The organism is Variovorax sp. J2L1-78, from assembly GCF_030317205.1.
Taxonomy (GTDB): domain Bacteria; phylum Pseudomonadota; class Gammaproteobacteria; order Burkholderiales; family Burkholderiaceae_C; genus Variovorax; species Variovorax arabinosiphilus.
On sequence record NZ_JASZYB010000001.1, the window covers coordinates 1,351,905 to 1,376,547 of the forward strand.

General features: G+C 70.8%; 21 protein-coding genes. 17 read left to right on the top strand and 4 right to left on the bottom strand.

Translation table 11 applies throughout. The features are described 5' to 3' along the window. The first annotated feature begins 171 nt into the window (after positions 1–171). The 4 genes from QTH86_RS06510 (at position 172) to QTH86_RS06525 (ending at position 3,733) form a co-directional block, all read left to right on the top strand. The gene (locus QTH86_RS06510; protein ID WP_286645484.1) at positions 172–1,242 is read left to right on the top strand and encodes an alpha/beta fold hydrolase; all 1,071 of its coding nucleotides are present in this window, start codon (positions 172–174) and stop codon (positions 1,240–1,242) included. Positions 1,243–1,374: 132 nt separating this feature from the next. After that, positions 1,375–1,854, top strand: a complete 480-nt coding sequence (gene tsaE / locus QTH86_RS06515; protein WP_286645483.1) for a tRNA (adenosine(37)-N6)-threonylcarbamoyltransferase complex ATPase subunit type 1 TsaE — start codon at positions 1,375–1,377, stop codon at positions 1,852–1,854. Next, a complete protein-coding gene (locus QTH86_RS06520; protein ID WP_286645482.1) occupies positions 1,851–3,347 on the top strand; it encodes an N-acetylmuramoyl-L-alanine amidase in 1,497 nt (498 codons plus the stop codon). Before tsaE ends, QTH86_RS06520 begins: the two co-directional genes overlap by 4 nt. Before the next feature lie 119 nt (positions 3,348–3,466). Next, on the top strand, positions 3,467–3,733 hold the full coding sequence (locus QTH86_RS06525; RefSeq protein ID WP_286645481.1) for a YMGG-like glycine zipper-containing protein: 267 nt from the start codon (positions 3,467–3,469) through the stop codon (positions 3,731–3,733). Positions 3,734–3,873: 140 nt separating this feature from the next. Here the strand turns inward: QTH86_RS06525 and QTH86_RS06530 are convergent, their stop codons facing one another. Then, positions 3,874–4,542 (bottom strand): DedA family protein, encoded by a 669-nt coding sequence (locus QTH86_RS06530; RefSeq protein ID WP_286645480.1) that lies wholly within the window; start codon positions 4,540–4,542, stop codon positions 3,874–3,876. A 39-nt stretch (positions 4,543–4,581) separates the two neighbouring features. Between QTH86_RS06530 and mutL the strand changes: the two genes are divergently transcribed. From mutL to QTH86_RS06555, 5 genes are all read left to right on the top strand, one after another. Next, positions 4,582–6,459: a DNA mismatch repair endonuclease MutL gene (gene mutL, locus QTH86_RS06535; RefSeq protein ID WP_286645479.1), complete on the top strand. Its 1,878-nt coding sequence runs from the start codon at positions 4,582–4,584 to the stop codon at positions 6,457–6,459. 108 nt (positions 6,460–6,567) lie between these two features. Further along, positions 6,568–7,458 carry an alpha/beta hydrolase gene (locus tag QTH86_RS06540; RefSeq protein ID WP_286645478.1) on the top strand — a complete coding sequence of 297 codons (891 nt, stop codon included), beginning with the start codon at positions 6,568–6,570 and terminating at the stop codon, positions 7,456–7,458. Positions 7,459–7,568: 110 nt separating this feature from the next. After that, the gene (locus QTH86_RS06545) at positions 7,569–8,744 is read left to right on the top strand and encodes a multidrug effflux MFS transporter (RefSeq protein WP_286645477.1); all 1,176 of its coding nucleotides are present in this window, start codon (positions 7,569–7,571) and stop codon (positions 8,742–8,744) included. Continuing rightward, positions 8,737–9,681, top strand: coding sequence for a tRNA (adenosine(37)-N6)-dimethylallyltransferase MiaA (gene miaA / locus QTH86_RS06550; protein WP_286645476.1), 945 nt, complete (start codon positions 8,737–8,739; stop codon positions 9,679–9,681). The genes QTH86_RS06545 and miaA overlap by 8 nt, the downstream gene beginning before the upstream one ends. Beyond that, a complete protein-coding gene (locus tag QTH86_RS06555) occupies positions 9,678–10,325 on the top strand; it encodes an ABC transporter ATP-binding protein (RefSeq protein WP_286645475.1) in 648 nt (215 codons plus the stop codon). Before miaA ends, QTH86_RS06555 begins: the two co-directional genes overlap by 4 nt. Positions 10,326–10,329: 4 nt before the next feature. Here the strand turns inward: QTH86_RS06555 and QTH86_RS06560 are convergent, their stop codons facing one another. Together QTH86_RS06560 and QTH86_RS06565 are read right to left on the bottom strand one after the other, a co-directional pair. Next, on the bottom strand, positions 10,330–11,295 hold the full coding sequence (locus QTH86_RS06560) for a threo-3-hydroxy-L-aspartate ammonia-lyase (protein WP_286645474.1): 966 nt from the start codon (positions 11,293–11,295) through the stop codon (positions 10,330–10,332). Positions 11,296–11,406: 111 nt separating this feature from the next. Next, positions 11,407–11,805, bottom strand: coding sequence for a helicase SNF2 (locus tag QTH86_RS06565; RefSeq protein ID WP_286645473.1), 399 nt, complete (start codon positions 11,803–11,805; stop codon positions 11,407–11,409). A gap of 253 nt (positions 11,806–12,058) precedes the next feature. On the opposite strand from QTH86_RS06565, the gene QTH86_RS06570 reads away from it, so the two are divergent. The 7 genes from QTH86_RS06570 (at position 12,059) to QTH86_RS06600 (ending at position 20,819) form a co-directional block, all read left to right on the top strand. Continuing rightward, on the top strand, positions 12,059–14,605 hold the full coding sequence (locus QTH86_RS06570; protein WP_286645472.1) for an FtsX-like permease family protein: 2,547 nt from the start codon (positions 12,059–12,061) through the stop codon (positions 14,603–14,605). 19 nt (positions 14,606–14,624) lie between these two features. Continuing rightward, positions 14,625–15,983: a D-serine ammonia-lyase gene (dsdA, locus tag QTH86_RS06575; protein WP_286645471.1), complete on the top strand. Its 1,359-nt coding sequence runs from the start codon at positions 14,625–14,627 to the stop codon at positions 15,981–15,983. Between the two features lie 5 nt (positions 15,984–15,988). Next, complete coding sequence (locus tag QTH86_RS06580; RefSeq protein WP_286645470.1) at positions 15,989–17,032, top strand: lipocalin-like domain-containing protein; 1,044 nt, start codon at positions 15,989–15,991, stop codon at positions 17,030–17,032. Positions 17,033–17,189: 157 nt separating this feature from the next. Beyond that, positions 17,190–18,773: an ATP-binding protein gene (locus QTH86_RS06585; protein WP_286645469.1), complete on the top strand. Its 1,584-nt coding sequence runs from the start codon at positions 17,190–17,192 to the stop codon at positions 18,771–18,773. Then, entirely contained in the window at positions 18,770–19,450 is a 681-nt protein-coding gene (locus QTH86_RS06590; protein WP_286645468.1) for a response regulator, read from the top strand. Before QTH86_RS06585 ends, QTH86_RS06590 begins: the two co-directional genes overlap by 4 nt. A gap of 88 nt (positions 19,451–19,538) precedes the next feature. Continuing rightward, positions 19,539–19,733 (top strand): hypothetical protein, encoded by a 195-nt coding sequence (locus QTH86_RS06595; RefSeq protein WP_286645467.1) that lies wholly within the window; start codon positions 19,539–19,541, stop codon positions 19,731–19,733. 15 nt (positions 19,734–19,748) lie between these two features. Next, on the top strand, positions 19,749–20,819 hold the full coding sequence (locus QTH86_RS06600; RefSeq protein ID WP_286645466.1) for a TolC family protein: 1,071 nt from the start codon (positions 19,749–19,751) through the stop codon (positions 20,817–20,819). A 151-nt stretch (positions 20,820–20,970) separates the two neighbouring features. Here QTH86_RS06600 and bamA read toward each other — a convergent pair whose 3' ends face one another. Further along, on the bottom strand, positions 20,971–23,388 hold the full coding sequence (gene bamA, locus QTH86_RS06605; RefSeq protein ID WP_286645465.1) for an outer membrane protein assembly factor BamA: 2,418 nt from the start codon (positions 23,386–23,388) through the stop codon (positions 20,971–20,973). 98 nt (positions 23,389–23,486) lie between these two features. Between bamA and QTH86_RS06610 the strand changes: the two genes are divergently transcribed. Continuing rightward, positions 23,487–24,629: an HPP family protein gene (locus QTH86_RS06610; RefSeq protein ID WP_286645464.1), complete on the top strand. Its 1,143-nt coding sequence runs from the start codon at positions 23,487–23,489 to the stop codon at positions 24,627–24,629. The last annotated feature ends 14 nt before the right edge of the window (positions 24,630–24,643 follow it).

Below are 24,643 nucleotides of genomic sequence, written 5' to 3' on the forward strand. Positions count from 1 at the left end.
CTCTGGGGTGATGCGTCGGATCGACGTGCTTGCATCATTCGAGAACCGCGCCCGCCGCGCATGGGGGCGATGTCCCGCGCACGCCCGCGCGGCCCACGAAAGCGCGCTGTTCGTGGGCTGCCTGTCCCATCTGCGCGGTGTCCACGGGAGCCTGGCGCCGGATAATGCGGCATGCAGTTCCGCCAGACGCTCCGCTTCTGCACGGCAAGGGACGGCACGCGGATCGCGGTCGCATCGGTCGGCTCCGGTCCGCCGCTGGTTCGCGCCGCGCACTGGCTCAGCCATGTCGAGCACGACCAGGCCAGCCCGGTGTGGCGCCCCTGGCTGGCCGAACTCGCACGCCATCACACCTACATCCGCTACGACCAGCGCGGCTGCGGCCTGTCCGACCGCGAGGTGTCCGACCTGTCGCTCGATGCCTGGGTGGGCGACCTCGAAGCGGTGGTCGACAGCCTCAAGCTGCGGCGCTTCCCGCTCATCGGCATGTCGCAGGGGGGCGCCGTGGCCGTCGCCTACGCGCTGCGCCATCCCGAGCGGGTGTCGCACCTGGTGCTGGTGGGCGCCTATGCACGCGGGGCGTTGGTGCGCGCCACGGGCGACAAGGACCGGCTCGAGGCCCAGACGCTGGTGAACCTGATCCGGCTGGGCTGGGGACGCGACAACCCGGCCTTCCGGCAGGTGTTCACCAACCTCTTCATTCCGGGCGGCACACCGGCGCAGCACCAGTGGTGGAACGAGCTCGAGCGACTGACGTCGAGCGCGGACAACGCGGCGCGCACGCTCGAGGCCTTCCATCGCGTGGACGTGTCCGATCTGGCGTGTCGCCTGCAGGTGCCCACGCTGGTCCTGCATGCGCGGGGCGATGCGCGGGTGCCGTTCGACGAAGGCCGCCAGCTGGCCGCGTTGATTCCGGGCGCGCGCTTCGTTCCGCTGGACAGCGACAACCATGTGCTGCTCGACAGCGAGCCCGCGTGGCCGCACTTCCTGGCGGAGGTGGCCGGCTTCCTGCAGATGGCGGCGATGCCCGCGGCCGACGCCGCCGCCAGCGAGGCCGGTTTGACACCGGCCGAGCGCGAGGTCCTGCGCCTGGTGGTGGCGGGGCTCGACAATTCGGCCATCGCGCGCCAGCTCCGCAAGCGCGAGAAGACCGTGCGCAACCAGGTCTCCAGCATCTTCGACAAGCTCGGCGTGCGCACGCGGGCCGAAGCCATCGTCCAGGTACGCGACCGCGATGCCGCCTGACGCCGTGCTGCTAAGCTTTGGACCGAAGTACCGCGCTCCGAGCGGTGACCGTCCGAACTGCCTGGGGATGGGGACCGGCTGGAGCAGTTCCAAGCGCCAGGCAACCATCCCTCATTCCTACCAGGACGACCCGTGGGCTCCCTTTCCAGCACGACCCTCACGTGGCACGGCGAAGCCGACACCGAAGCCTTCGCGCGCGCGCTCGCGGCGAGCCCGGCGTTGCGAGACGCCTTCATCGCGCTGCAGGGCGACCTGGGCGCCGGCAAGACCACCTTCGTGCGGCACCTGCTGCGCGCGCTCGGCATCACCGGCCGCATCAAGAGCCCGACCTACGCCGTCGTCGAGCCGCACGAGGCGCCCGACGGCCTGCCCATCTTTCACTTCGACTTCTACCGTTTCAGCGACCCGCGCGAGTGGGAAGACGCGGGCTTTCGCGACCTCTTCGCGGGCCCCGGCCTCAAGCTGGCGGAGTGGCCGGACAACGCCGCGGGCCATCTGCCGCCCGCGGACCTCACCCTTAGGATCGAAGCCATGACCGACGACACCCGCACCGTCCAACTGACCGCCGGCACGCCGCGCGGCCACACGCTGCTGGCGACCGCTGCCGCATGACGAAGGCACAGCACTCGACCCCATCGCCGCGCCGGACCTTCCTGAAGGCCGGCAGCCTGGTGCTGCTGCTGGGCGTGCAGGAGATCGCACGCGGCGCCACCATCATGGCGGTGCGCGTCTGGCCCGCGAACGACTACACGCGCGTCACCATCGAATCCGACGGCCGGCTGCAGACCCAGCAGCTCACGGTGGGCAGCCCGCCGCGGCTGGCGGTCGACATCCAGGGCATCGAACTGAACCCGGCGCTGCGCGACCTGGTCGGCAAGATCAAGCCCGGCGACCCCTTCATCAACGGACTGCGCGTCGGCCAGTTCGCACCGAACGTGGTGCGCATCGTGTTCGACCTGAAGCAGGCGGTGCAGCCGCAGGTGTTCTCGCTCGCGCCGATCGCCGCGTACCGGCACCGGCTGGTGCTCGACCTGTACCCGGAACGTCCGGTCGACCCGATGGAGGCGCTGATTGCCGAGCGCCTGCGCGATGCGCCCCGCGCAGGCAGCGGCGACACCGCCGTGGCGGGCATCGCGCCGCGCGATCTGGCCACGCTCGGTGCGCCGCCTGCCCCCACGCGCGCGGCCCCGCCCGGCGTCGACCCGCTGGGTGACCTGATGGCGCAGCAGTCGGCCCGCCCGGCACCGCAGACCTCGGGGGCGCCGTCGCTGGTCGCGCCGCCGACCTTGCCGCCGGTGGTGGCCACCGCGCCGCTGAAACCGGCCGCCCCACCCGTGCCGACGAACACACCGCCCGCCACGGCCACCGCCAGCCGCACCGACCGCATCATCATCATCGCGCTCGACCCCGGCCACGGCGGCGAAGACCCGGGCGCCATCGGCCCGGCCGGCACCCGCGAGAAGGACATCGTGCTGCAGGTGGCGCACCGATTGCGGGAGCGCATCAACGCGTCCAGCGTCAACGGCAGCCCGATGCGCGCCTTCTTGACGCGCGACGCCGACTTCTTCGTGCCGCTGGGCGTGCGCGTGCAGAAGGCGCGGCGCGTGCAGGCCGACCTGTTCGTCAGCATCCATGCCGACGCCTTCACCACGCCGGCGGCCAGCGGCGCGAGCGTGTTCGCGCTGAGCCAGTCGGGCGCCTCCAGCAGCGCCGCGCGCTGGATGGCCAACAAGGAGAACCAGGCCGACAAGGTCGGCGGGCTCAACGTCGGCGAGCACGAGGTGCAGGTGCAGCGCGCACTGCTGGACATGAGCACCACCGCGCAGATCAACGACAGCCTCAAGCTCGGCAGCGCGATGCTCGGCGAGATCCGCAACATCGGGGCGCGCCTGCACAAGGGCAGCGTCGAGCAGGCCGGTTTCGCGGTGCTGAAGGCGCCGGACATCCCGAGCGTGCTGGTCGAAACCGCCTTCATCAGCAACCCCGACGAGGAAGCCAAGCTGCGCAGCACGCAGTACCAGGAGAACCTGGCCGATGCGCTGATGCGCGGCATCCAGCGCTACTTCGCGCAGAACCCGCCGCTGGCGCGCAGCCGTCAGCTGTGAGCCAGCCTGTCCCGCAGCGATGGCGCGCGCCGTCGCGCAGGCAGCGGCGGCTTGTTCCTACAGGGTTCGCCCGGCCGGTCCAGACAATGGCGTCATCACATCATCGAAAGGTGGACACCATGAAGACACGTCTCTGGATCAGCGCGGCGGCTGCCGCTTCCCTCATGACCCTGGTCGGCTGCGCCGGCACGGGCCCCAACCAGCAACTGGGCGTGGCGGGCGGTGCCGTCGGCGGCGCCCTGATCGGCAATGCGATCGGCGGCAGCACGGCGGCGACCGTCGGCGGCGCGGCCATCGGCGGCCTGGTGGGCAACGAAGTCGGCCGCAACGCCGACCAACGCAACCAACAACGGTCCTACTACCCGAACAACGGCCCCCGGTACTAGCCTCTCCCCCAGGTTGGCTCACTGCGTGTAGCCGCCCACCCCCTCACCGGGGGCGATACCAGCGGACCGGCGGAGCCGGTTCCGCGGTATCTCTGGAACAGTCGAAAGCGCGCCTCGAGCGCGCTTTCTTCTTTTGGGGGTCAGGGTTGAGGTTGCGCTGCGGCGCGCGCCTTCTCGGCGCGGCCGGCGCGCCAGGCGCCGAAGATGGCGATGAGGCCGGGCACGAGGATCAGGCCCCAGATGATCTTCTCGAGGTGCTCGCGCACCAGCGGCAGGTTGCCGAAGAAGTAGCCGGCGGTGCCGATGCCCAGCACCCAGATCAGCGCGCCGACGACATTGAACATCGTGAACTTGGCGCGGTTCATCTCGGCCACGCCGGCCACGAAGGGCGCGAAGGTGCGGATGAAGGGCATGAAGCGCGCGAGGATGACGGTCACGCCGCCATAGCGCTCGTAGAAGCCGTGCGCCTGGTTGAAGGCCTTCTTGTTGAAGAAGCGCGAGTCTTCCCACTGGAACACCTTCGGCCCGAAATAGCGGCCGATGCTGTAGTTGCACTGGTCACCCAGGATGGCGGCCGCGGTCAGCACCACGCAGGCAATGGGAAAGCTCATGAGGCCGATGCCGCACAAGGCCCCGACGATGAAGAGCAGCGAGTCGCCTGGCAGGAAGGGCATGACCACCACGCCCGTCTCCACGAACACGATGGCGAAGAGCAGCGCATACACCCAAGGCCCGTAGGCGATCACGAAGGCCTCGAGGTGTTTGTCGATGTGGAGGATGAAATCCAGAAGAAAGTGCACGATGTCCATGCGGCGCATTATCCCGATGCCGACTTCTAGAATGCCCCGGTGAGTGCCCTTCCTTCTTCCCTGCCCATTCCACCCGGCGGCGACGCCAGCGCCCGCCGCCCCATCCGTGAGTTGCCCGACGAGCTGATCAGCCAGATCGCCGCCGGCGAAGTGGTCGAGCGGCCCGCCTCCGTGGTGCGCGAGCTGGTCGACAACGCGCTCGACGCGGGCGCCACCCAGGTCACGGTGCGGCTGTCGGCCGGCGGCGTGCGCCTGATCTCGGTGGAAGACGACGGCCATGGCATTCCGCGCGACGAACTGTCGGTGGCATTGCGCCGCCACGCCACCAGCAAGATCGCCAGCCTAGGCGACCTCGAGACCGTCGGCACCATGGGCTTCCGCGGCGAGGCGCTGGCCGCCGTCAATTCGATCGCCGAACTCACGCTGCACTCGCGCGCCCGGGGCGCCGACGCGGCCTATGCGCTCGACGGCCGCACCGGCGAGCTGCGTCAGGTAGCGCGTTCGGTGGGCAGCACGGTCGAGGTGCGGGAACTGTTCTACGCCACGCCGGCCCGGCGCAAATTCCTGAAGACCGACGCCACCGAACTCGCGCACTGCGTCGAGGCCGTGCGCCGGCATGCGCTGGCGCGGCCGGACGTCGGTTTCGCCGTGTGGCACGAAGGCAAGTTGGTCGAGCAATGGCGCGCCACCGCCGCCCGCGACCCACGCCTGGCCGACGCGCTGAGCGACGACTTCGTCGCGCGCAGCGTCTCGGTCGAACACCTGCTGGGCGCGGTGCGCGTCGAAGGCCGTGCCGGCATTCCCGACGCGGCGCGCGCGCGCGGCGATCAGCAGTTTTTCTACGTCAACGGCCGCTTCGTGCGCGACAAGGTGCTCAACCACGCCGTGCGCAGCGCCTACGAAGACGTGCTGCACGGCCAGCGCCAGCCGGTGTATGCGCTGTACCTGACCATCGACCCGGCCCGGGTCGATGTCAACGTGCACCCGACCAAGATCGAGGTGCGCTTCCGCGACGGCCGGGAGGTGCACCAGGCGGTGCGCCAGGCGGTCGAGAAGGCGCTGGCCGCGCCGCGCGCCGGCGAGGCCGAAACGCCGGCGGCCGCCACCCTGTTTCCCCAGCCCGCCCCGGCACCGGCCCTGCCCGCCTGGACCCAGCCACGGATGCATTTCGCCGCCGAGCGCGGCACCGGCGACGCCGCCGCGATGTGGCCCGGCGCGCCCGCGGCAGCCCCGGCGGCGCCGGTCACCGCACGGACCTGGGCCGACCTCGTCCCCGGAACGCCCGCCGCCGGCACCCCGGCGGCGCCAGCGCCCGACCCGGAGACCGCCCCGGTCTGGCCGCTCGGCCGTGCCCTGGCGCAGCTCCAGGGCATCTACATCCTGGCCGAGAACGCCCAGGGCCTGGTCATTGTCGACATGCACGCCGCGCATGAGCGGATCGTCTACGAGCGGCTCAAGACCCAGCTCGATGGTGCCGCGATCAGCAGCCAGCCCTTGCTGATTCCCGCAACTTTTGCCGCCACCCCCCAGGAAGTCGCCACGGCCGAGGCCTGCGCCGGGGTGCTACCGACGCTGGGGCTGGAGATCACGCCCTTCTCGCCACGCACCCTGGCGGTGCGCGCCGTGCCGGGGACGCTGGCCGATGGCGACCCCGTGGAGCTGGCGCGCAGCGTGCTGGCCGAACTGGCCCAGCACGACGCCAGCACCGTGGTCCAGCGCGCCCAGAACGAGTTGCTCGGCACCATGGCCTGCCACGGCGCGGTGCGCGCCAACCGCAAGCTGACCGTGGACGAAATGAACGCCCTGCTGCGGCAGATGGAAGCCACCGAGCGCTCCGACCAGTGCAACCACGGCCGTCCGACCTGGCGCCAGCTCTCGGTGCGGGAGCTCGACGGGCTTTTCCTGCGCGGCCGGTAACAATAGTTATATCGGGGTTTCCGATCGTCATCGGACGAGCGGGCACGCACGTTGCATGGGCTCCCTGTCGGAACTTTCCGACGTCATCGCCTGTCTGTCTGCCCACGCATGAAACACTGGTCCCTGTTCGCCACGGCCACCGCGGCCCTCGCCCTGCTGGCAGGCGGTTGCTCGACGCTCGACGAGCGTCAGCGCGAGTGGATCTTCCAGCCCAGCGACCGCAGCTGGGGCAATTCGGAGGCCATGACCGAGGGCATGGACCACGTCTGGATCGATTTCAAGTCCAACGTCACCGGCGAGCCGGCCCGCCTGCATGGGCTCTGGCTGGGCGGCGCACCTGAAACGGCCGACACCCCCGTGCTGCTGTACCTGCACGGCGCCCGCTACAACGTGGCCGGCTCGGCCCCGCGCATGCGGCGCATGCATGACCTCGGCTTCTCGGTGCTGGCCATCGACTACCGCGGCTTCGGCAAGAGCTCGGCCGGCCTGCCGTCCGAAGCCACCGCCCGCGAGGACGCCCGCGCCGCCTGGACCTGGCTGGCCGCCCGCCACCCGCAGCAGCACCGTTACATCTTCGGCCACTCGCTGGGCGGCGCCATCGGCATCGACCTGGCCGCCAGCGTCAACGACGAGAGCGGCACCATCGTCGAGAGCACCTTCACCTCGATCGCCGACGTGGTGGGCAGCTTCAAGTGGGGCTGGCTGCCCTTCAGCGCGCTCATCACCCAGCGTTTCGAGGCCATCAGCAAGGTCAAGGACATCGGCGCACCGCTGCTGGTGGTGCACGGCACGGCCGACAGCCTGATCAACCCGACGCTGGGCCGCAAGCTCTACGAAGCGGCCAAGGTGCCCAAGATGTTCGTGCTGGTCGAGGGCGGCTCGCACCACAACACCAACTCGGTCGGCGCGGCGCAGTACCGGGCGGCCCTGTCGCAGCTGTTCCGCATGAAGCCGCCGGGCTCCACCGACGTCGCCGGCGACAACGCGCACGCCATCTGAGCGCGCCGACCACGCCCCGCCCGGGGTGCGTGTCATTTGTTACCCTCTGGCGCATGCCGCCCTCTTCGCCTGCACCGGCCGTCTCATCCAGCGCGCGGCCTGCCCTCGGCATGCCGCCCGCCCTGGTCGTCCTCACCCTGGCGCTGCTGCTGGGCATCCAGCCCGTCACCACCGACCTCTACCTGCCCGCGCTGCCGGCGCTGACCACCGGCTTCGGTGCGCCGGTGGCGCAGGCGCAGCTGACGCTCACCGCCCTCCTGCTTGCCTTCGGGTTGTCGCAACTGGTGCTCGGCCCGCTGTCCGACCGCTTCGGCCGCCGGCCGGTGCTGCTGTGGGGCCTGGCGGCCTATGTGCTCGCGGCGGTCGGCGCGGCGCTGGCACCGTCGATGGCGCTCCTGATCGGCTGGCGCACGCTGCAGGGCGCGGCCATGGGCGCGTCGGTGATGGCGGCCCGCGCCATCGTGCGCGACCTGTACCAACCGGCCGACGGCGCGCGCGTGATGTCGCGTGCGCTCACGGGCCTGGGCGTGATCGCATGTCTTTGCGCCCCGATCGGCGGGCTGGTCTCCGACCTGGCCGGCTGGCGCGTCGCGCTGCTGGTGCCCGCGCTGTTCGGCGCCGTGGCGCTCGGGCTGGTCGCCTGGCGCTTCGACGAATCGCTGGCTCGCCGCGACCCACAGGCACTGCAGCCCGCCACGCTGGTGCGCACCTGGGCGACGGTGCTGCGCCACCCGACCTTCCTGGCCTTCTGCGCGCTCACGACCGCGTCGTACGCGCTGCTCTTCACCTTTCTGGCCGCCTCGTCCTTCGTGTTCATCCAGGTGCTGGGCCTGACGAAGACGCAGTACGGGCTCGTGATGCTGTGGAATTCGCTGTCGTACATCGGCGGCACCTTTGTCTGCCGCTACTGGCTGGCGCGCCATGGCGTGCGCCGCAGCGTGGCGCGCGGCGCGGTGCTCACGCTGTCGGGCGGGCTGCTGATGGCCGGCCTGGCCTTCGCCGGCATCCACTCGACGGCGGCGATCGTCGGCCCACTCACGCTCATGATGCTGGGCCACGGCGTGCACCAGCCCTGCGGCCAGAGCGGCGCGGTCGGCCCGTTCCCGCAGGCGGCGGGCGCAGCGTCGGCGCTCAACGGCTTCGTCATGATGCTGGCCGTCTTCGGTGTCGGCGGCTGGCTGGGCACGCACCTCGACGGCACCGTGCTGCCGCTGACCTACGGCATGGGTTTCTGGAGCGTCTGCGTGGCGCTGCTGGCGTGGACGGTGGTGCAGAAGCATGGTTGAACGCGCCTTGCGCTACGCCGCCATCGCCGGCCCCACCGCGTCAGGCAAGACCGCCGCCGCACTGGCCGTGGCGGCGCGCCGGCCGGTCGAGATCGTCAGCGTCGATTCGGCGCTGGTCTACCGCGGCATGGACATCGGCACCGCCAAGCCCACGCCAGCCGAGCGCGCCGCGGTGCCGCACCACCTGATCGACATCCGCGACCCGCGCGAGGCCTACAGCGCCGCGGCCTTCGTGGCCGATGCGACGCGCCTCATCGGCGAGATCGCGGCACGCGGCCGCCTGCCGCTGCTGGTCGGCGGCACGATGCTGTACTTCAAGGCGCTGGCCGACGGCATCGACGCCATGCCCGCAGCCGACCCGGCCGTGCGCGCCATGCTCGAAGCCGACGCCGCAGCCCATGGCTGGCCCGCGATGCATGCGCGCCTGGCCGAGGTCGATCCGCCCACCGCCGCGCGGCTTGCGCCCAACGACAGCCAGCGCATCCAGCGGGCGCTGGAGGTCTGGCACACCAGCGGCCAGCCGCTATCGCACTTCCATGCGGCCGGCAGGGCCGAGCCCGCACCCGGTCGACCCGTCTGTTCGCTGCTGGTCTCGCTCGAGCCCACCGAGCGCGCCTGGCTGCACGGCCGCATCGCCGAACGCTTCGACGCCATGCTGGCCGCGGGCTTCATCGACGAGGTGCAGGCGCTGCGCGCACGCGGCGACCTCGACCCCGACCTGCCGTCGATGCGCTGCGTGGGCTACCGCCAGGCCTGGGAAGCGCTCGACGGCATGTTCCCGATGCCCGAACTGCGCGAGCGCGGCATCGCCGCCACGCGCCAGCTCGCCAAGCGCCAGATCACCTGGCTGCGCAGCATGCCGCAGCGCCACGTCATCGCCGCCGAGGCACCGGACGCCACCGCGCAGGTGGTCGACCGCATCCTGGAAGTTCCATGACCCTGCATGTCGAAGGCCTGGCCAAGCGCTATGGCGACGCGACCGTTTTCGCCGACGTCTCGCTCGATGTGGCGCCCGGCGAGTTCGTCGCCATCGTCGGCGAATCGGGCGTCGGCAAGTCGACGCTGCTCAACTGCATGGCCGGCCTCGACCACTGGGACGCCGGCCGCATCGTGCACGACGGCACCGACATCGGCGCGCTCGACGCCGAGGCCTGTGCGCTCTGGCGCCGCAGCCACGTGGGCTTCGTCTTCCAGGCCTTCCACGTGCTGCCGCACCTGGACGTGGCGCAGAACGTGGCGCTGCCGCTGATGCTGCTCAAGCAACGCGACGACGCGCGCGTGGCCCGCATGCTCGAGGTGGTTGGCCTGGCCGGCTTCGGCGCGCGGCTGCCGCAGCAGTTGAGCGGCGGCCAGCTGCAGCGCGTGGCCATTGCGCGCGCGCTGGTGCACCGCCCCGCCCTGCTGCTGGCCGACGAGCCGACCGGCAACCTCGACCCCACCACCGCCGCCAAGGTGATGGACGTGCTGCTCGCGCAGACGCGCGAGCACGGTGCGTCACTGGTGCTCGTCACGCATTCGGAGACCGCCGCGGCGCGCGCCGATCGCGTGCTGCATTTACGCGCCGACGGCATCGGCGAGTGAGCGTTCAGGCGCCGCCGAGCAAGGCCGCATAGCGCGCCAGGTCGACGTTGCCCCCGCTCACGATCACGCCGACCTTCGCGCCCTGCAGCGCTGGCGCATCGGCCACCGCGCCGGCGAAGGCCAGGCAGCCGGTCGGCTCGACCACCATCTTCATGCGCTCGGCGAAGAAGCGCATGCCATCGATCAGCTGCGCGTCACTCACCGTGCGGATGTCGGCGACGTCGCGGCGGATGATGCCGAAGGTGTACGCACCCAGGTACTGGGTCTGGGCGCCGTCGGCGATGGTCTTGGGCGTCTCGATGCGCACGATGTGGCCGGCGCGCAGCGACTGCTGACCGTCGTTGCCGGCCTCGGGCTCCACGCCGTAGACCTTGCAGCCCGGCGACAGCGCATGGGCCGCGAGCGCCGAGCCGCTGGTCAGCCCGCCGCCGCCCAGGCACACATAGAGCGCATCGAGCGGACCGACCTCCTCGATCAGCTCCTTGGCCGCGGTGCCTTGCCCGGCGATCACGTCCGGGTGGTCGTAGGGCGGGATCAGCGTCATGCCGCGTTCGGTCGCCAGGCGCGTGGCGATCGCCTCGCGGTCTTCGGTGAAGCGGTCGTAGGTCACCACCTCGGCACCGTAGCCACGCGTGGCCGTCACCTTGGCGGCTGGCGCATCCAGCGGCATGACGATCACGGCCGGCATGCCGAGCAGCCGGGCCGACAGCGCGACGGCCTGCGCGTGGTTGCCCGATGAGAACGCGAGGGCGCCGGCCTTGCGCTGCGCCGCGTCGAAGCGCGACAGCGCATTGAAGGCGCCGCGGAACTTGAAGGCGCCCATGCGCTGGAAGTTCTCGCACTTGAAGAAGAACTGTGCACCCCAGCGCGCGTCGGCGGTGGATGAACGCAGCACGGGGGTGCGGTGGGCGTGGCCCGCCAGCCGTTCGGAGGCGGCGGCCACATCGTCGTAGGTGGGCAGTGAAATCATGCAGGAAGCTTAGCGGATCACCTCCGCCGCTGTGCACGCCCCCGGGCATGAAAAAAGGCCGCCGTCTTTCGACGGCGGCCTCGTTTGAAACCAGCGACGCTGGCGACCCGGTCAGAGCGGCACGGCCGTCGTGTTGCGTGCGGCCTCACGGGCCTGTGCACGAACCGCGGCACGGTCGGCCTGCCCGATGGTCGGTGCCGGGAACCCATAGAGCGCCGCGTCGCTGTAGATATCACCTTGGCGAGCGGCTTGGCTGGCCTGGGCGCGGACGGCGTCACGGGTCAGGCCCGAGTTCACCACGGGCGCGGTACCGCTGTACGACGCTTCGCTGAACTGATCGCCGGCACGGGCCGCAGCACGGGCCTGCGAGGCCACATCGGCACGGCTCACCGCCGAGCTCACGGTCTGCACGCCTTGGTAGGTTTCGGCCTGGGCACCGGTGGAGACGCCGAGGATGGAAAGAAAGACAGCGCCGAGAAATTGCGAGGTCTTCAGTTGCGTGGTCTTCATGATGATTCCTTCAAAAGTTTGGATGAATTTCGAACCGGTATCGGGGGGCGCCGTCCTCTTGATGGGGGCGGCCACCACGCTCGGTGCCTAGCTCACCCAGATCAGCGTCTTCAACCCGGTTGCGTCTGCTGCTCTGTTGGGATGAATTGTCGGCCGCACACCCGCGTGCAACACGGGCCAAAAGGAACCACGGTGTTCCCGGGAACGAAACAATCGCGGCATGGCGTCCGATGCGGCGGGCCACAATCGAGCGATGCGCGCGCTGCTTCTCACCTTCTCCTGGCAGGAACTGCGGCATCACCCGTGGCGCAACGCGGCCGCCGTCGTCGCCGTGATGCTGGGTGTGGCGCTGGCCTTCTCGGTGCACCTCATCAACGCCTCGGCGCTCGACGAGTTCTCCAGCGCCGTGCGCTCGGTCAACGGCCAACCCGACCTGGAACTGCGCGCCGCGCAAGGCAGCTTCGACGAGGCACTCTTCGCGCGTGTGGCGCGGCATCCGCAGGTCGCGCTGGCCAGCCCGGTGATCGAGGTTTCTGCGACCGCCTTGATGGGCGATCGGCGGCTGCCGCTGCGCATCGTCGGTGTCGATGCGCTGGTGCTGCCGACGCTTGCGCCCGCGCTGATGCCGGTGCCGGCTGAAGGCTCGGTGCGATTCTCGCTCTTCGCGCCGGGCCAGGTCTTCCTCAACGCCGCCGCGCGCACGGCGCTGGGCGACACGGTGCCACGCGTCACGCTGCAACTCGGCGCGCAGCGCCGCGAGGTGCAGATCGCCGGCAGCGTCTCGGCCGGCGGCACGGCCCTGGCGGTGATGGACATCGGCGCCGCGCAGGAACTGTTCGGCCGCATCGGCCAGCTCACGCGCATCGACCTGCGGCTGGCGGACGGCATCGACCGCGCCACCTTCACACGCGCGCTCGAAGCCGCGCCCGGCTGGCCGACGAACGTGCGCATCGCCGAGCCTGGCGACGCGGCCGAGCGCGTGAGCAACCTCTCGCGCGCTTACCGCGTCAACCTCACGGTGTTGGCGCTGGTCGCACTCTTCACCGGCGCCTTCCTGGTGTTCTCGGTGCTCGCGCTCAGCGTGGCCAAGCGGGCGCAGCAGTTCGCGCTGCTGGGCGTGCTGGGCCTCACGCCGCGCGGCCGGCTCGGGCTGGTGCTGGCCGAATCGCTGCTGCTCGGTGCGGTCGGCAGCATCGCCGGCATCGCGCTCGGCGCGGCACTGGCCGCGTTCGCGCTGAAGGTGCTGGGCGGCGATCTCGGCGGCGGCTACTTCGCGGGCGTCGCGCCCACGCTGCGCTGGAACAGCAGCGCCGCCCTGCTCTACGGTGCGCTCGGCATCGCGGCAGCCGGCGTCGGCGGCTGGTGGCCGGCGCGCGCGGCGCAGTCGCTGCCGGAAGCGCAGACGCTCAAGGGCCTGGGCGCCACGGCGCCGCAGCGCGGCGGGCGGATCGTGCCGCTGGCGCTGCTGGCGATCGGCGTCGTGCTCGCGAGGCTGCCGCCGATCGCCGACATCCCGGTCGCCGCGTATGTGTCGGTCGGTTTCCTGCTGGTGGGCGGCATCACCGCACTGCCCTGGCTCATCGCGCTGCTGTACGACCGCATCGCGCCGGCCTTTGCGCAACGCGTCCTGCCGATGCTGGCCATCGAGCGCGCACGCCGCATGCGCGGCACCGCGGCGGTCGCCGTCAGCGGCGTGGTCGCGAGCCTGAGCTTGGCGGTGGCGCTGACGGTGATGGTCGCGAGCTTCCGCGATTCGGTCACGCGGTGGCTCGACGTGGTGCTGCCGGCCGACCTCTACCTGCGCGTGGCCGGCAGCACTGGCAGCACCGGCGGCGACGACGCGGCCTTCACGCCCGCCTTCGTGCAGCGGCTCGCGCAGCTGCCGGGCGTGGCGCGCACCGGCACGCTGCGGCTGCGCCCGCTGCTGCTCGACCCGGCACGCCCGGCCGTCTCGCTGATCGGCCGCAGCTTCGAGGACGGCGGCGCGGCGCGCACGCTGCCGCTGGTCGGCGAGGCGCTGCCGGTGCCCGCGGGGCAGATCGGCATCTATGTGAGCGAGGCGATGGTCGACCTGTACGGCGCACGGCCGGGCACCACCTTCGCGCCACTCGCGCAGGCACTTGGCACGACGTCGACGTTCTTCGTGGCCGGCGTGTGGCGCGACTACGTGCGGCAGTTCGGCACCCTCACGATGGACGCACGCGACTTCGAGCGCCTGACCGGCGACCGCAGCGCGAGCGACGTGGCGCTGTGGCTCGCGCCCGGCGCGGCCGAGGGCGAGGTGCAGGCGGCGGTACGAAAGCTCGCGGCCGACGAGCCGGGGCTGGGCGATGCGATGGAGCTGTCGTCGGTGGCGCAGATCCGCGCGACCTCGCTGCGCATCTTCGACCGCAGCTTCGCGGTCACCTACTGGCTGCAGGCGGTGGCGATCGCCATCGGGTTGTTCGGCATCGCCGCGAGCTTCAGCGCGCAGGTGCTGGCCCGGCGCAAGGAATTCGGGCTGATGGCGCACCTGGGCTTCACGCGCCGCCAGGTGCTGGCCGTGGTCGCCGGCGAAGGCGCGGCGTGGACGGCCATCGGCGCGGTCGCCGGGTTGGCCCTGGGGCTGGCGGTGTCGGTCGTGCTGGTGCACGTGGTGAACCCGCAGAGCTTCCACTGGACGATGGACCTGCTCGTGCCCTGGTGGCGCCTCGTGGCGCTGTGCGCCGCAGTCGTTGCAGCCGGTACGCTCACGGCCTGGCTGGCAGGCCGCGCGGCGGCCGGGCGCGACGCCGTGCTGGCGGTCAAGGAAGATTGGTAGAGATCCGTAGAGAAACTGAATGAACGACGACAACACCCTGGGCGGCCGCAGTGCCGCCGAATGGCGCAACGCCATCCCGCTCATCGACGACCTCGTGGCGTTGAAGGAACTGAGCTGGTTCAACCCCGGCATCGCGCCCACGGCGCAAGCCCTGGCCGATGTCGGCCTGGATGCCTCCGACGTGGCCGCGGCCAGCGCGCGGCTGCAGCGCTTCGCGCCGTGGATCGCGCGCGTGTTCCCCGAGACGCAGCCCGCCGGCGGGCTGATCGAATCTGGCATCGTCGCGCTGCCCGCGATGCAGGCCGTGCTGTGCCGCGACGCCGGCATCGCGCCACAGGGCGCGCTGTGGCTCAAGAAGGACAGCCACCTGCCGATCTCCGGCTCGATCAAGGCGCGCGGCGGCATCTACGAGGTGCTGGCCCATGCGGAGCGCCTGGCCCTGGCCACCGGCCTGCTGCACGAGGACGACGACTACGCGCGCCTCGACAGCGACGCCTTCCGCGCCTTCTTCGGCCAGCACCGCATCGCCGTCGGCTCGACCGGCAACCTCGGCCTCTCGATCGGCCTGATGGGCGCCAAGCTCGGCTTCCATGTCACGGTCCACATGTCGGCCGACGCGCGCGCCTGGAAGAAGGCACGGCTGCGCGCGAACGGCGTGCACGTGGTCGAGTACGCGTCCGACTACAGCGCCGCCGTGGCCGAAGGCCGCCGCCAGGCCGAGGCCGACCCGCAGTGCCACTTCGTCGACGACGAGAACTCGACCGACCTCTTCCTCGGCTACGCGGTCGCCGCCGAGCGGCTGCAGAAGCAACTGGTCGCCGAAGGCCTTGCGGTCGATGCCGAGCACCCACTCTTCGTCTACCTGCCCTGCGGCGTGGGCGGCGGGCCGGGCGGCGTGGCCTTCGGGCTGAAGCTGATCTTCGGCGACGCGGTGCACTGCGTCTTCGCCGAACCCACGCACGCGCCCTGCATGCTGCTGGGCGTGCGCACTGGCCTGCACGAGGACGTGTCGGTGCAGGACTTCGGCATCGACGGCGTGACCGCGGCCGACGGCCTGGCCGTGGGCCGGCCGTCGGGCTTCGTCGGGCGCGCGATGCAGCGGCTGATCGATGGCTACATCACGGTCGGCGACGACACGCTGTACCGACGCATCGCGCAGATGGACGCGCTCGAAGGCGTACAGCTCGAGCCCTCCGCCGTGGCCGGCCTGCCCGGCATGGTGCAGGTGCTGACCGAGACGCAGGGCTACCGCCAACGGATGGGGCTGTCCGAAGCGCGGATGGGCCGCGCCACGCACCTCGTGTGGGCCACCGGCGGCGGCATGGTGCCGGAGGACGAGATGGCCCGCTACCTGGCCCAAGGCCGCGCGCTCGCATGACCCCGATGCATCGCCGCACCCTGCTGCTGGCGATGCTGTCGGCACCCGCCGCCTGGGCGCTGCCACCACGTGCGCTGCAATTTCCGCGCGACTTCGGCAGCCACCCCGATCTGCGCACCGAGTGGTGGTACATCACGGGCCACGCGCAATCGGGCACGCGCGAATTCGGCTTCCAGCTGACCTTCTTCCGCTCGCGCGTGGACGACACGCAGGCCATGCGTTCGGCCTTCGCGGCCAAGCAGCTGGTGTTCGCGCATGCCGCCGTCACCGACCTGCAGGGGCTCAAACTGCTGCACGACCAGCGCATCGCGCGCGCGGGCTTCGGCATCGCGCAGGCCGGCGAGACCGACACCGATGTGCGCCTGCGCGACTGGACGCTGCAGCGCGGCGCCGACGGCCGCTACCAGGCGCGGCTGCCCGCCGGCGACTTCGCACTGGCGCTCGACTTCACGCCGACCCAGCCGGTGCTGCTGCAGGGCAGCGCCGGCCTGTCGCGCAAGGGGCCGCAACCCGAGCAGGCCAGCTACTACTACAGCGAACCGCAGCTCGCCACGCGCGGTCGCCTCACCGTGCAGGGCCAGGGCTTCGACGTGGCGGGCACCGCCTGGCTCGACCACGAATGGAGCGAGGCGCTGATGCACCCCGAGGCCGTCGGCTGGGACTGGATCGGCATGAACCTCGACGATGGCAGCGCGCTCACCGCCTTCCACCTGCGGCGCGCCGACGGCAGCGCGCTGTGGGGCGGCGGCTCGTGGCGGCCGCGCGGCGGCGAGGCGCGCAGCTTCGGCGCCGACACGGTGCGCTTCGACGCCGAGCGGCGCTGGACCAGCCCGCGCACGCGCGCCGCCTACCCGGTGCAGTGGCGCATCGACACGCCCGCCGGGCGCTTCACGGTGCGGGCCTTGCTCGACGACCAGGAACTCGACAGCCGAGGATCGGCCGGCGCGGTGTACTGGGAGGGGCTGAGCGAACTGCTCGACGACCAGGGCCGGCGCGTCGGGCGCGGCTACCTGGAAATGACGGGCTACGCAGCGCGGCTGCAGCTGTAGCAGCACCTGTCCATCCGGCTTCACGCCGCCTTTACACGGGCGACACCTGGCGTGTTCGTGCGCTCCCGAGAATCGCTGGCGGCCGCGGTGAGCACGGCGTCTCCCCAATCTCTCCGCAATTGCCCCGCAAGATCGCGTCGCTACCTCGGCCCTGTCGATGCGCCGCCCGCAGCGCACCTCGCCCTTCGAACGGATTCCTGTGCGCCGCCCTCTTCTACCTCGCCTGACGCTGTCCCGAAAGATCTTCCTCGCGCTCGCGACGCTGCTCGTTCTGCTGCTCCTCATCTTCACCGCCTTCTCGATCGTCGGCCTGCAGCGCGGCCTCGGGCCCTACGCCGCGGAGATCCAGATCCGCCGGATGACCTGGCTGGCCGAGGGGCTGCAGAAGAAATACGCCGCCGACGGCAACTGGGAGTCGCTGCGGCGCGATGGCTTGATCTGGCCGCGTCTGCAGTGGGGCGAGCGCGACGTGGCCGGTGCACAGCTGGACGGGCGCCGCCTGCCGCCGTGGTACGGCCGGTCCGGCCCGCCGCCCGGCGGGCCCGGCGACGGCCTGCTGCCGCTGCAGGAGCGCGCCTTCCCGCCGCCGCCGCTCGACGAGGGCGGGAACGGCGGACCCGACATGATCTTCGAACACCTCGGCGTGACCGACGCCGAGGGCGGCTACGTGGCCGGCGCCCGTGTCAACCCGGCCGACGCGGCGCGCCTGCCGCTCATGCAACGCAACCGCGTCATCGGCTACCTCGTGCTGGCGCCGCCCGCCGTCTTTAGAGGCCAGGTCGATCGTGCGTTCCTGGCACGCCAATCGGGCTTCCTCGCCTGGACCGGCCTGGTCGGGCTGATGCTGGCGCTGCTGCTGTCGTGGCTGGTGGCGCGCCGCTGGCTCGCGCCGATCGACGGACTGAGCCGCGCCGCACAGGAAATCGCCCATGGCCGTCTCCACACCCGCGTGAGGGTGGATGGCACCGACGAGATCGCCTTGCTCGGCCAGACCTTCAACTCCATGGCCGAACGGCTCGACACCATCGAGACCTCGCGCCGCGCCTGGCTGGCCGACGTCGCGCACGAGTTGCGCACGCCGCTGGCCGCGATGCGCGCCGAGATCGAAGCGCTGCAGGACGGCGTGCGCCGCTTCGACGACAAGACCGCGCTGCGCCTGCACCGTCAGGTGATGCGTCTCGGCCAGCTGGTCGACGACCTGCGCAGCAGCATGCGCGAGCCGGACGACGTGACCACGCACGGCACCGCCGCGTTCGCGACGGTGTTCCCCTTCATGCTGCTGACCGAGGCCGTCGAGACGATGCGCGAACGCTTCGCACAACGCGACATCGCGGTCGACACGCGCCGACTGGGCAGCGTCGACAACGGTCTGGCCATGCGTGGCGACGCGCCGCGGCTGCACCAGGTCTTCATGAACCTGCTGGAAAACGCACTCAACTACACCGATGCCGGCGGCAGCCTGCGACTGAGCGCCAGTGTCGAAGGCAGCACCACCGACGGCCTGCTGCACCTGCGTTTCGACGACAGCGCGCCCGGCCCGCTGGTGCATGAGGTTCCGCGGCTGTTCGACCGCCTGTTTCGCGGCGAGGCATCGCGCAGCCGCGAGACCGGTGGCTCGGGCCTCGGCCTGTCCATCTGCCGCACCATCGTCGAGGAGCACGGCGGCAGCATCGACGCGTCGCCATCGCCGATGGGCGGGCTTCGCGTCATCGTCACCCTTCCTCTGAGCCCCGCACCATGACACGCATCCTCATCGTCGAAGACGAACCCGACATCGCATCGGTGCTGCAGGACTACCTGCGGCACCAGGGCTATGACACCGAACACATCGCCGACGGCCAGCTCGCGCTGGCGCGCATCCAGGCGGCCCCGCCCGACCTGACGCTGCTCGACGTGATGCTGCCGCGGCTCGACGGCCTGGCCGTGCTGCGCGGCGCCCGCGCACGCTCGGACGCGCCGGTGATCATGCTCACCGCGCGCACCGAGGAAGTCGACCGGCTGATCGGCCTCGAGCTGGGCGCGGACGACTACATCTGCAAGCCCTTCTCGCCGCGCGAGGTGGTGGCGCGGGTGCGCGCCGTGCTGCGCCGCACGGCCCAGGCGGCGGTGTCCAACACGCCACCGTGCGCCCTCACGCTCGACGAAGAACAGTGGAGCGCCAGCCTGCATGGCGAGCCGCTCAACCTGACGCGGCGCGAGTTCCGCCTGCTGCAGGCGCTGGCCCGCCACCCCGGCCGCATCTTCTCGCGCGGGCAACTGCTCGAGCTGGCCTACGAGCCGGTCGACGACGTGACCGAGCGCGCCGTGGACAGCCACGTCAAGAACCTGCGCCGCAAGCTTGCCGCGCTCTCGCCGACCCACGACTGGATCCGTTCGGTCTACGGCATCGGTTTCTCGCTGGAGACGCCGGACACCTGATCCGGTCTTCGCGCAGGCCGGCTCCGCCTTCCCAATTTCCTCCGCATTCGCTGCGCACAGTCGAAGCCTTTCAAGAAGGAGTCGAGTGATGAAAAGACGCGATTGCATGCTGGCCGTGACGGCCGCCCTGGGACTGAGCGGCTGCGTCATGCTGCCGCCCCCGCCGCCATTTCACGCACCACCACCACCTCAGGCGCTTCGGCCGCCGGGCCCCACGCCGGATCGCGGCAGCGAGGACGACGAGAGCGGCCCGCCGATGGTCCGGCCCGGGCGCCAGCCCTGAGCCCGCGAGGCGCACATGCGGATCCCCCTTCCCTTCGTGGCCCTGCTCGGCCTGTCGGTGGCCATCGGCGCAGAAGCCAATCTGGCGATGTCGCCGACGCCGATGCAACGCGGTGTCGCGACGGCGCTGGGCCCACCGGCGACTCGCACCGCCGACGCAGGCCCCGTTGCATCCGAGGTCTGGTGGCTGGGCTTCCAGGACGACGCGCTCAACGCGCTCATCCTGGCGGCACGCCACCATGGCGGCAGCGATCCGGACACCACGGCAACGCACATGGTCGCAGGCGACGCACTCGCCCTGCCGATCGAGATGCAGGTGGCCGCAGCGTACGTGAGCGCCAGGGTCGACAGCATCGGCGTCGAGCTCATCCGCGAAGCGATGGCGGCCACGCGTCGCCAGGCCGAGCTGATGAGCGGCGGCAAACTCTCGGACGCAGACCGCTCGGTGCTGCAACGGCGCATGGCCGACGCGATGGCCGCCGAGCGCACTCTGCTCGATCAGCGCGCGACACTGATCGCGCTGCTTGCTTCACGCTGCGGGATGGACACGACGGCCCTGGAAGCCCTGGTCGCACCGGCCGGCACCGAACAGCCGCTGCCACGGTTCAACGCCAGCCTCCCCGAACAGACGCCGGCCGACTGGGTCTTCGAACGGCAGGACGTCGTGCTGGCCCAGGCGCTGCATGCCATCGCCGCCGCGTCGCCAGCGCGCGTGGACGGCGGCTACGTCGACAGCGTGATCGAGCGCGCCCAGGCGGAAGTCGCGGCCGCAGTGAGCGAGTTGCAGGAACAGCGCGCCAAGACCGCCGCGCTGGAAGCACGAGCCACCGCCGTGCGCCAGGCCTTCGACGATGCGCTCGCGCGCCAGCAGAACGGTTCCGGCTCGGAGCTGGACGTGCTGGAGCGCTACCAGCAGCTCATGCTCTATTCGCAGCAGTTCAGCAGCGCCAGCGGCACGCTCGCACTGGGTTGGATCAAGCTGCTGTACCGGCTGCAGGGCGCGCTCGACACCACGTCCGACAGGTCGGCGTGGCCCGCATCACAACCGCCTTCGTCGCATGGCACGCTGCAACGTCCGCTGATCTAGCGCCGACTGCCCCGGACGCGGACAGCCTCTTCAGCACTCACCCATGGAATTCCTGCGCACCCTGCAAGCGCTCTGGCACGCAGGGGTCGCGCTGGCGCAGCTGATCGGCGACCTCCTCGATCGCCTGCCCTGAGCCCCTGAGCCCGCTGGCTCAGAACGCCGTGCCGATCTGGAACTGGAAGCTCTGCGTCCGGTCTTTCGCGATGCCGTTCGCATCGTCGGCCTTCTGGTACTTCACGGGAATGGCATAGGCCACCCGCAACGGCCCGAGCGGCGAGATCCAGCTGATGCCCAGGCCCACCGACGCCCGCAGGGCCTGCTGTGCCTTCCACTGCGCATCGGTCAGGCCGGCGCTGCGCTCGGCGAACACGTTGCCCATGTCGAAGAAGCTGTAGAGGCGCAGCGTGCGATCGTTGCCAGCGCCCGGAAAGGGCGTGCTCAGCTCGGCATTGAAGATCGCCCTGCGGGTGCCGCCCAGCGCGCCGTCGGTCACGCTGTCGCGCGGCCCGAGCGAGTTGCTCTCGAAACCGCGCACCGAGCCCAGGCCGCCGGCGTAGAAGTTCTTGAACACGGGGTAGGTCTGGCCGGCCAGCGCCTTGGCGTAGCCGAGCTGGCCATTGACCGCCAACGTGTACTGCTTGTTGAGCGCGAAGTACTGCTGGTACTGGTAGTCGCTCTTGAGGTAGCGCATGTCGCCCCCGATGCCCAGCTCCAGGTTGGCCGACTGCAAGCGGCCTTTGGTGGGCACCAGCGCGCTGTCGCGATCGTCGCGCGACCAGCCCACGGTCAGCGGAATGCCCCAGACGCCCGCCTTCGTGCAGTTCGTGACCACGCCGCTGCTGGCGTCCCGGCTGCAGCCGAAGTAGTCGCCATAGGACTGCGGCACGCCGGTGTCGTAGGTCGTGCCATCCACCGTCGTGGTCGTGCCGTTGGAGCCGGGGTCGAAGTGGTACTTCTCCAGGCCGATGCCGAAGAAGACGCGATCGATCTCGTTGAAAGGCACGCCGAACTTGATCGATGCGCCTTCGTGCACCAGCTCGTAGTTGCCGTCCACGTCGTAGTAGGGCCGTGACGTCGAGTAGAAGGCCGAAACCGTGCGCGAGATGCCGTCGCGCGTGAAGTACGGGTCGGTGGCCGACAGCGAGATCGCCTTGCTGTACGACCCGAGGCTCACCGACAGCCCCAGATAGTTGCCCGAGCCGAAGACGTTCTCCTGCGTGATGCCGAAGGTCACGGTGACGCTGTCCGAGGTGGAGAAGCCGGCGCCCAGCTGCAGGCTGCCGGTGGGCTTCTCCTTGACGTCGACCACCAGATCAACCTCGTCCGGCGAGCCGGCGACCTCCTGCGTCTGGATGTCGATGTCGGTGAAGTAGCCCAGGCGGTCCACCCGGTCGCGCGACAGCTTGATCTTGTCGCCGTCGTACCAGCTCGCCTCGTACTGGCGGAACTCGCGCCGGATCACCTCGTCGCGCGTTCGGCTGTTGCCGCCGATGTTCACCCGCCGCACGTACACGCGGCGCTGCGGCTCGCCCTTGAGCACCAGTGTCACGCGGCGCCGCTCGCGGTCGATCTCCGGCTGCACCGCGACCCTGGCGAAGGCGTAGCCGAAGCTCGCGTAGTAGTCGGTGAAGGCCTTGGTCGTCGCCGTGACCTGCTCGCCGTTGTAGGGCTCGCCCACGCGGACGTCGAGCAGCGTCTGGAACTCCTTCTCGCGCGCCAGGTAGTCGCCCTCGAGCCGCACACCGGCGACCACGAAGCGCTCGCCCTCCGTGATCTTCACCGTCACGCTGAGGTCTTCGCGGTCGGGCGAGACGGCCACCTGCGTGGAGTCGATGCGGAACTCCATGTAGCCGCGCGACAAGTAGTAGGAGCGCAGCGTCTCCAGGTCGGCATTGAGTTTGGTGCGCGAATACTGGTTCGACTTGGTGTACCAGCTCATCCAGCCGCCGCTGTCCTGGTCGAACAGGCTCAGCAGCGTGTCCTCCGAGAAGGCGTGCTGGCCCACGATGCGGATCTCGCGGATGCGTGCGGGTTCGCCCTCGGTCACGTTGAAGCTCAGGTTCACGCGGTTGCGGTCGATCGGCGTGACGGTGGTCACGACCGTGGCGTTGTAGAGGCTGCGGCTCACGTACTGGCGCTTGATCTCCTGCTCGGCGCGGTCGGTCAGCGCCTTGTCGTAAGCGCGCCCTTCGGCCAGGCCCACCTCGGCCAGGGCCTTGATGAGCGCCTTCTTGTCGAACTCCTTGGCGCCGACGAAGTCGACGTCGGCCACGGTGGGGCGTTCCTCCACGATGACGATCAAGGTGCCGTCGCGCACGTCGATGCGCACGTCCTTGAAGACCCCGAGCTCGAACAGCGCACGGATGGATGCCGAGCCGCGCTCGTCGGTGTAGGTGTCGCCGACATGCAGCGGCACGGTGGCGAAGACGGTGCCGGGCTCCACGCGCTGGAGGCCCTCCACACGGATGTCGCGCACGGCGAAAGGATCGATGGCCCAGGCGGCCGGTGCTGCCAGTGCGCCGGCCACCGCCGTGGCCGCGCCCAGCAGGCGAAATTTGAAAAAATGCATGCCGCATGATCGGCAGCGACTGCGGAGGAATCTGGGAGACACGCGGGCTGTGGCATCCTCACGCGCCGCGACCGAACGGCCCCGAAGAGACCTACCCCATGACGCCATCGCTGCTCCGCGCTCAGACCCGCCTGCGCCAGATCCTGAGCGGACTGCGACCGGAGCGCGTGTTCGCCGACTCGACGGAGCGCTGGCGTGCCGTGGCCGGCGCCGGCCTGGGCATCCTGGTCACGGCGCTCATCAGCCGCTGGTGGATCGGCACGGGCGCGCCGCAACCCTGGCTCGTCGCGCCGCTGGGCGCCAGCGCGGTGCTGGTGTTCGCGGCGCCGGCCAGCCCGCTCGCGCAGCCCTGGGCCGTGGTTGGCGGCAACACCTTGTCGGCCCTCGTGGGTGCCGCCTGCGCGATGTTGATCGGCGACCCGGCCTGGGCCGGCGCGGTCGCCGTGGCGGCCGCCATCGCGCTGATGTTCGCGTTGCGCTGCCTGCATCCGCCCGGCGGGGCGACGGCGCTGCTGACCGCCCTGGGGGCCACGGGTTTCCAGTTCGCCCTGTCGCCCATGCTGGTCAACTCGCTGCTGCTCGTCGCGGCCGGCGTGGCCTACAACAGCCTCACCGGCCGGCGCTATCCGCATGCCCAGCGGCCACCGTCGGCGACGCCGGTCCCCCACGGGTCACGCTTCAGTGCGGCCGACCTGGACGCCGCGCTCGCCCACTACAACCAGGTGCTCGACGTGAGCCGCGACGACCTCGAGGCCCTGCTCCAGCACGCCGAGGCCGCGGCCTACGCCCGACGCTTCGGCGCCCTGCGCTGCCGCGACATCATGTCGCGCGAGCCGCTCTCGGTGCAGTTCGGCACCTCGCTGCAGGACGCGTGGTCGATGATGCGCGAACGCAAGGTCAAGGCCCTGCCCGTGGTGGACCGCGCCCAGCGGATCGTCGGCATCGTCACCGTCGCCGACTTCATGCGGCATGCCGACATCGGTCGGCACGACGGCATCGGTGAACGGCTGCGCAGCCTGGTGCGGCGCAGCAGCGTCTCGCACGACGACAAGCCCGACGCGGTCGGCCAGATCATGACGCGCGAGGTGCGCGTGGCGAGCGAGGGACGGATGGTGTCGGAGCTGGTGCCACTTTTCTCGGAAGGCGGGCACCACCACATTCCCATCATCGATGCGGAGCGGCGGCTCGTCGGCATCATCACCCAGTCGGACCTGGTGCGCGCCCTGCACCGCGCGACCTGAGGCGCGACGCGCCG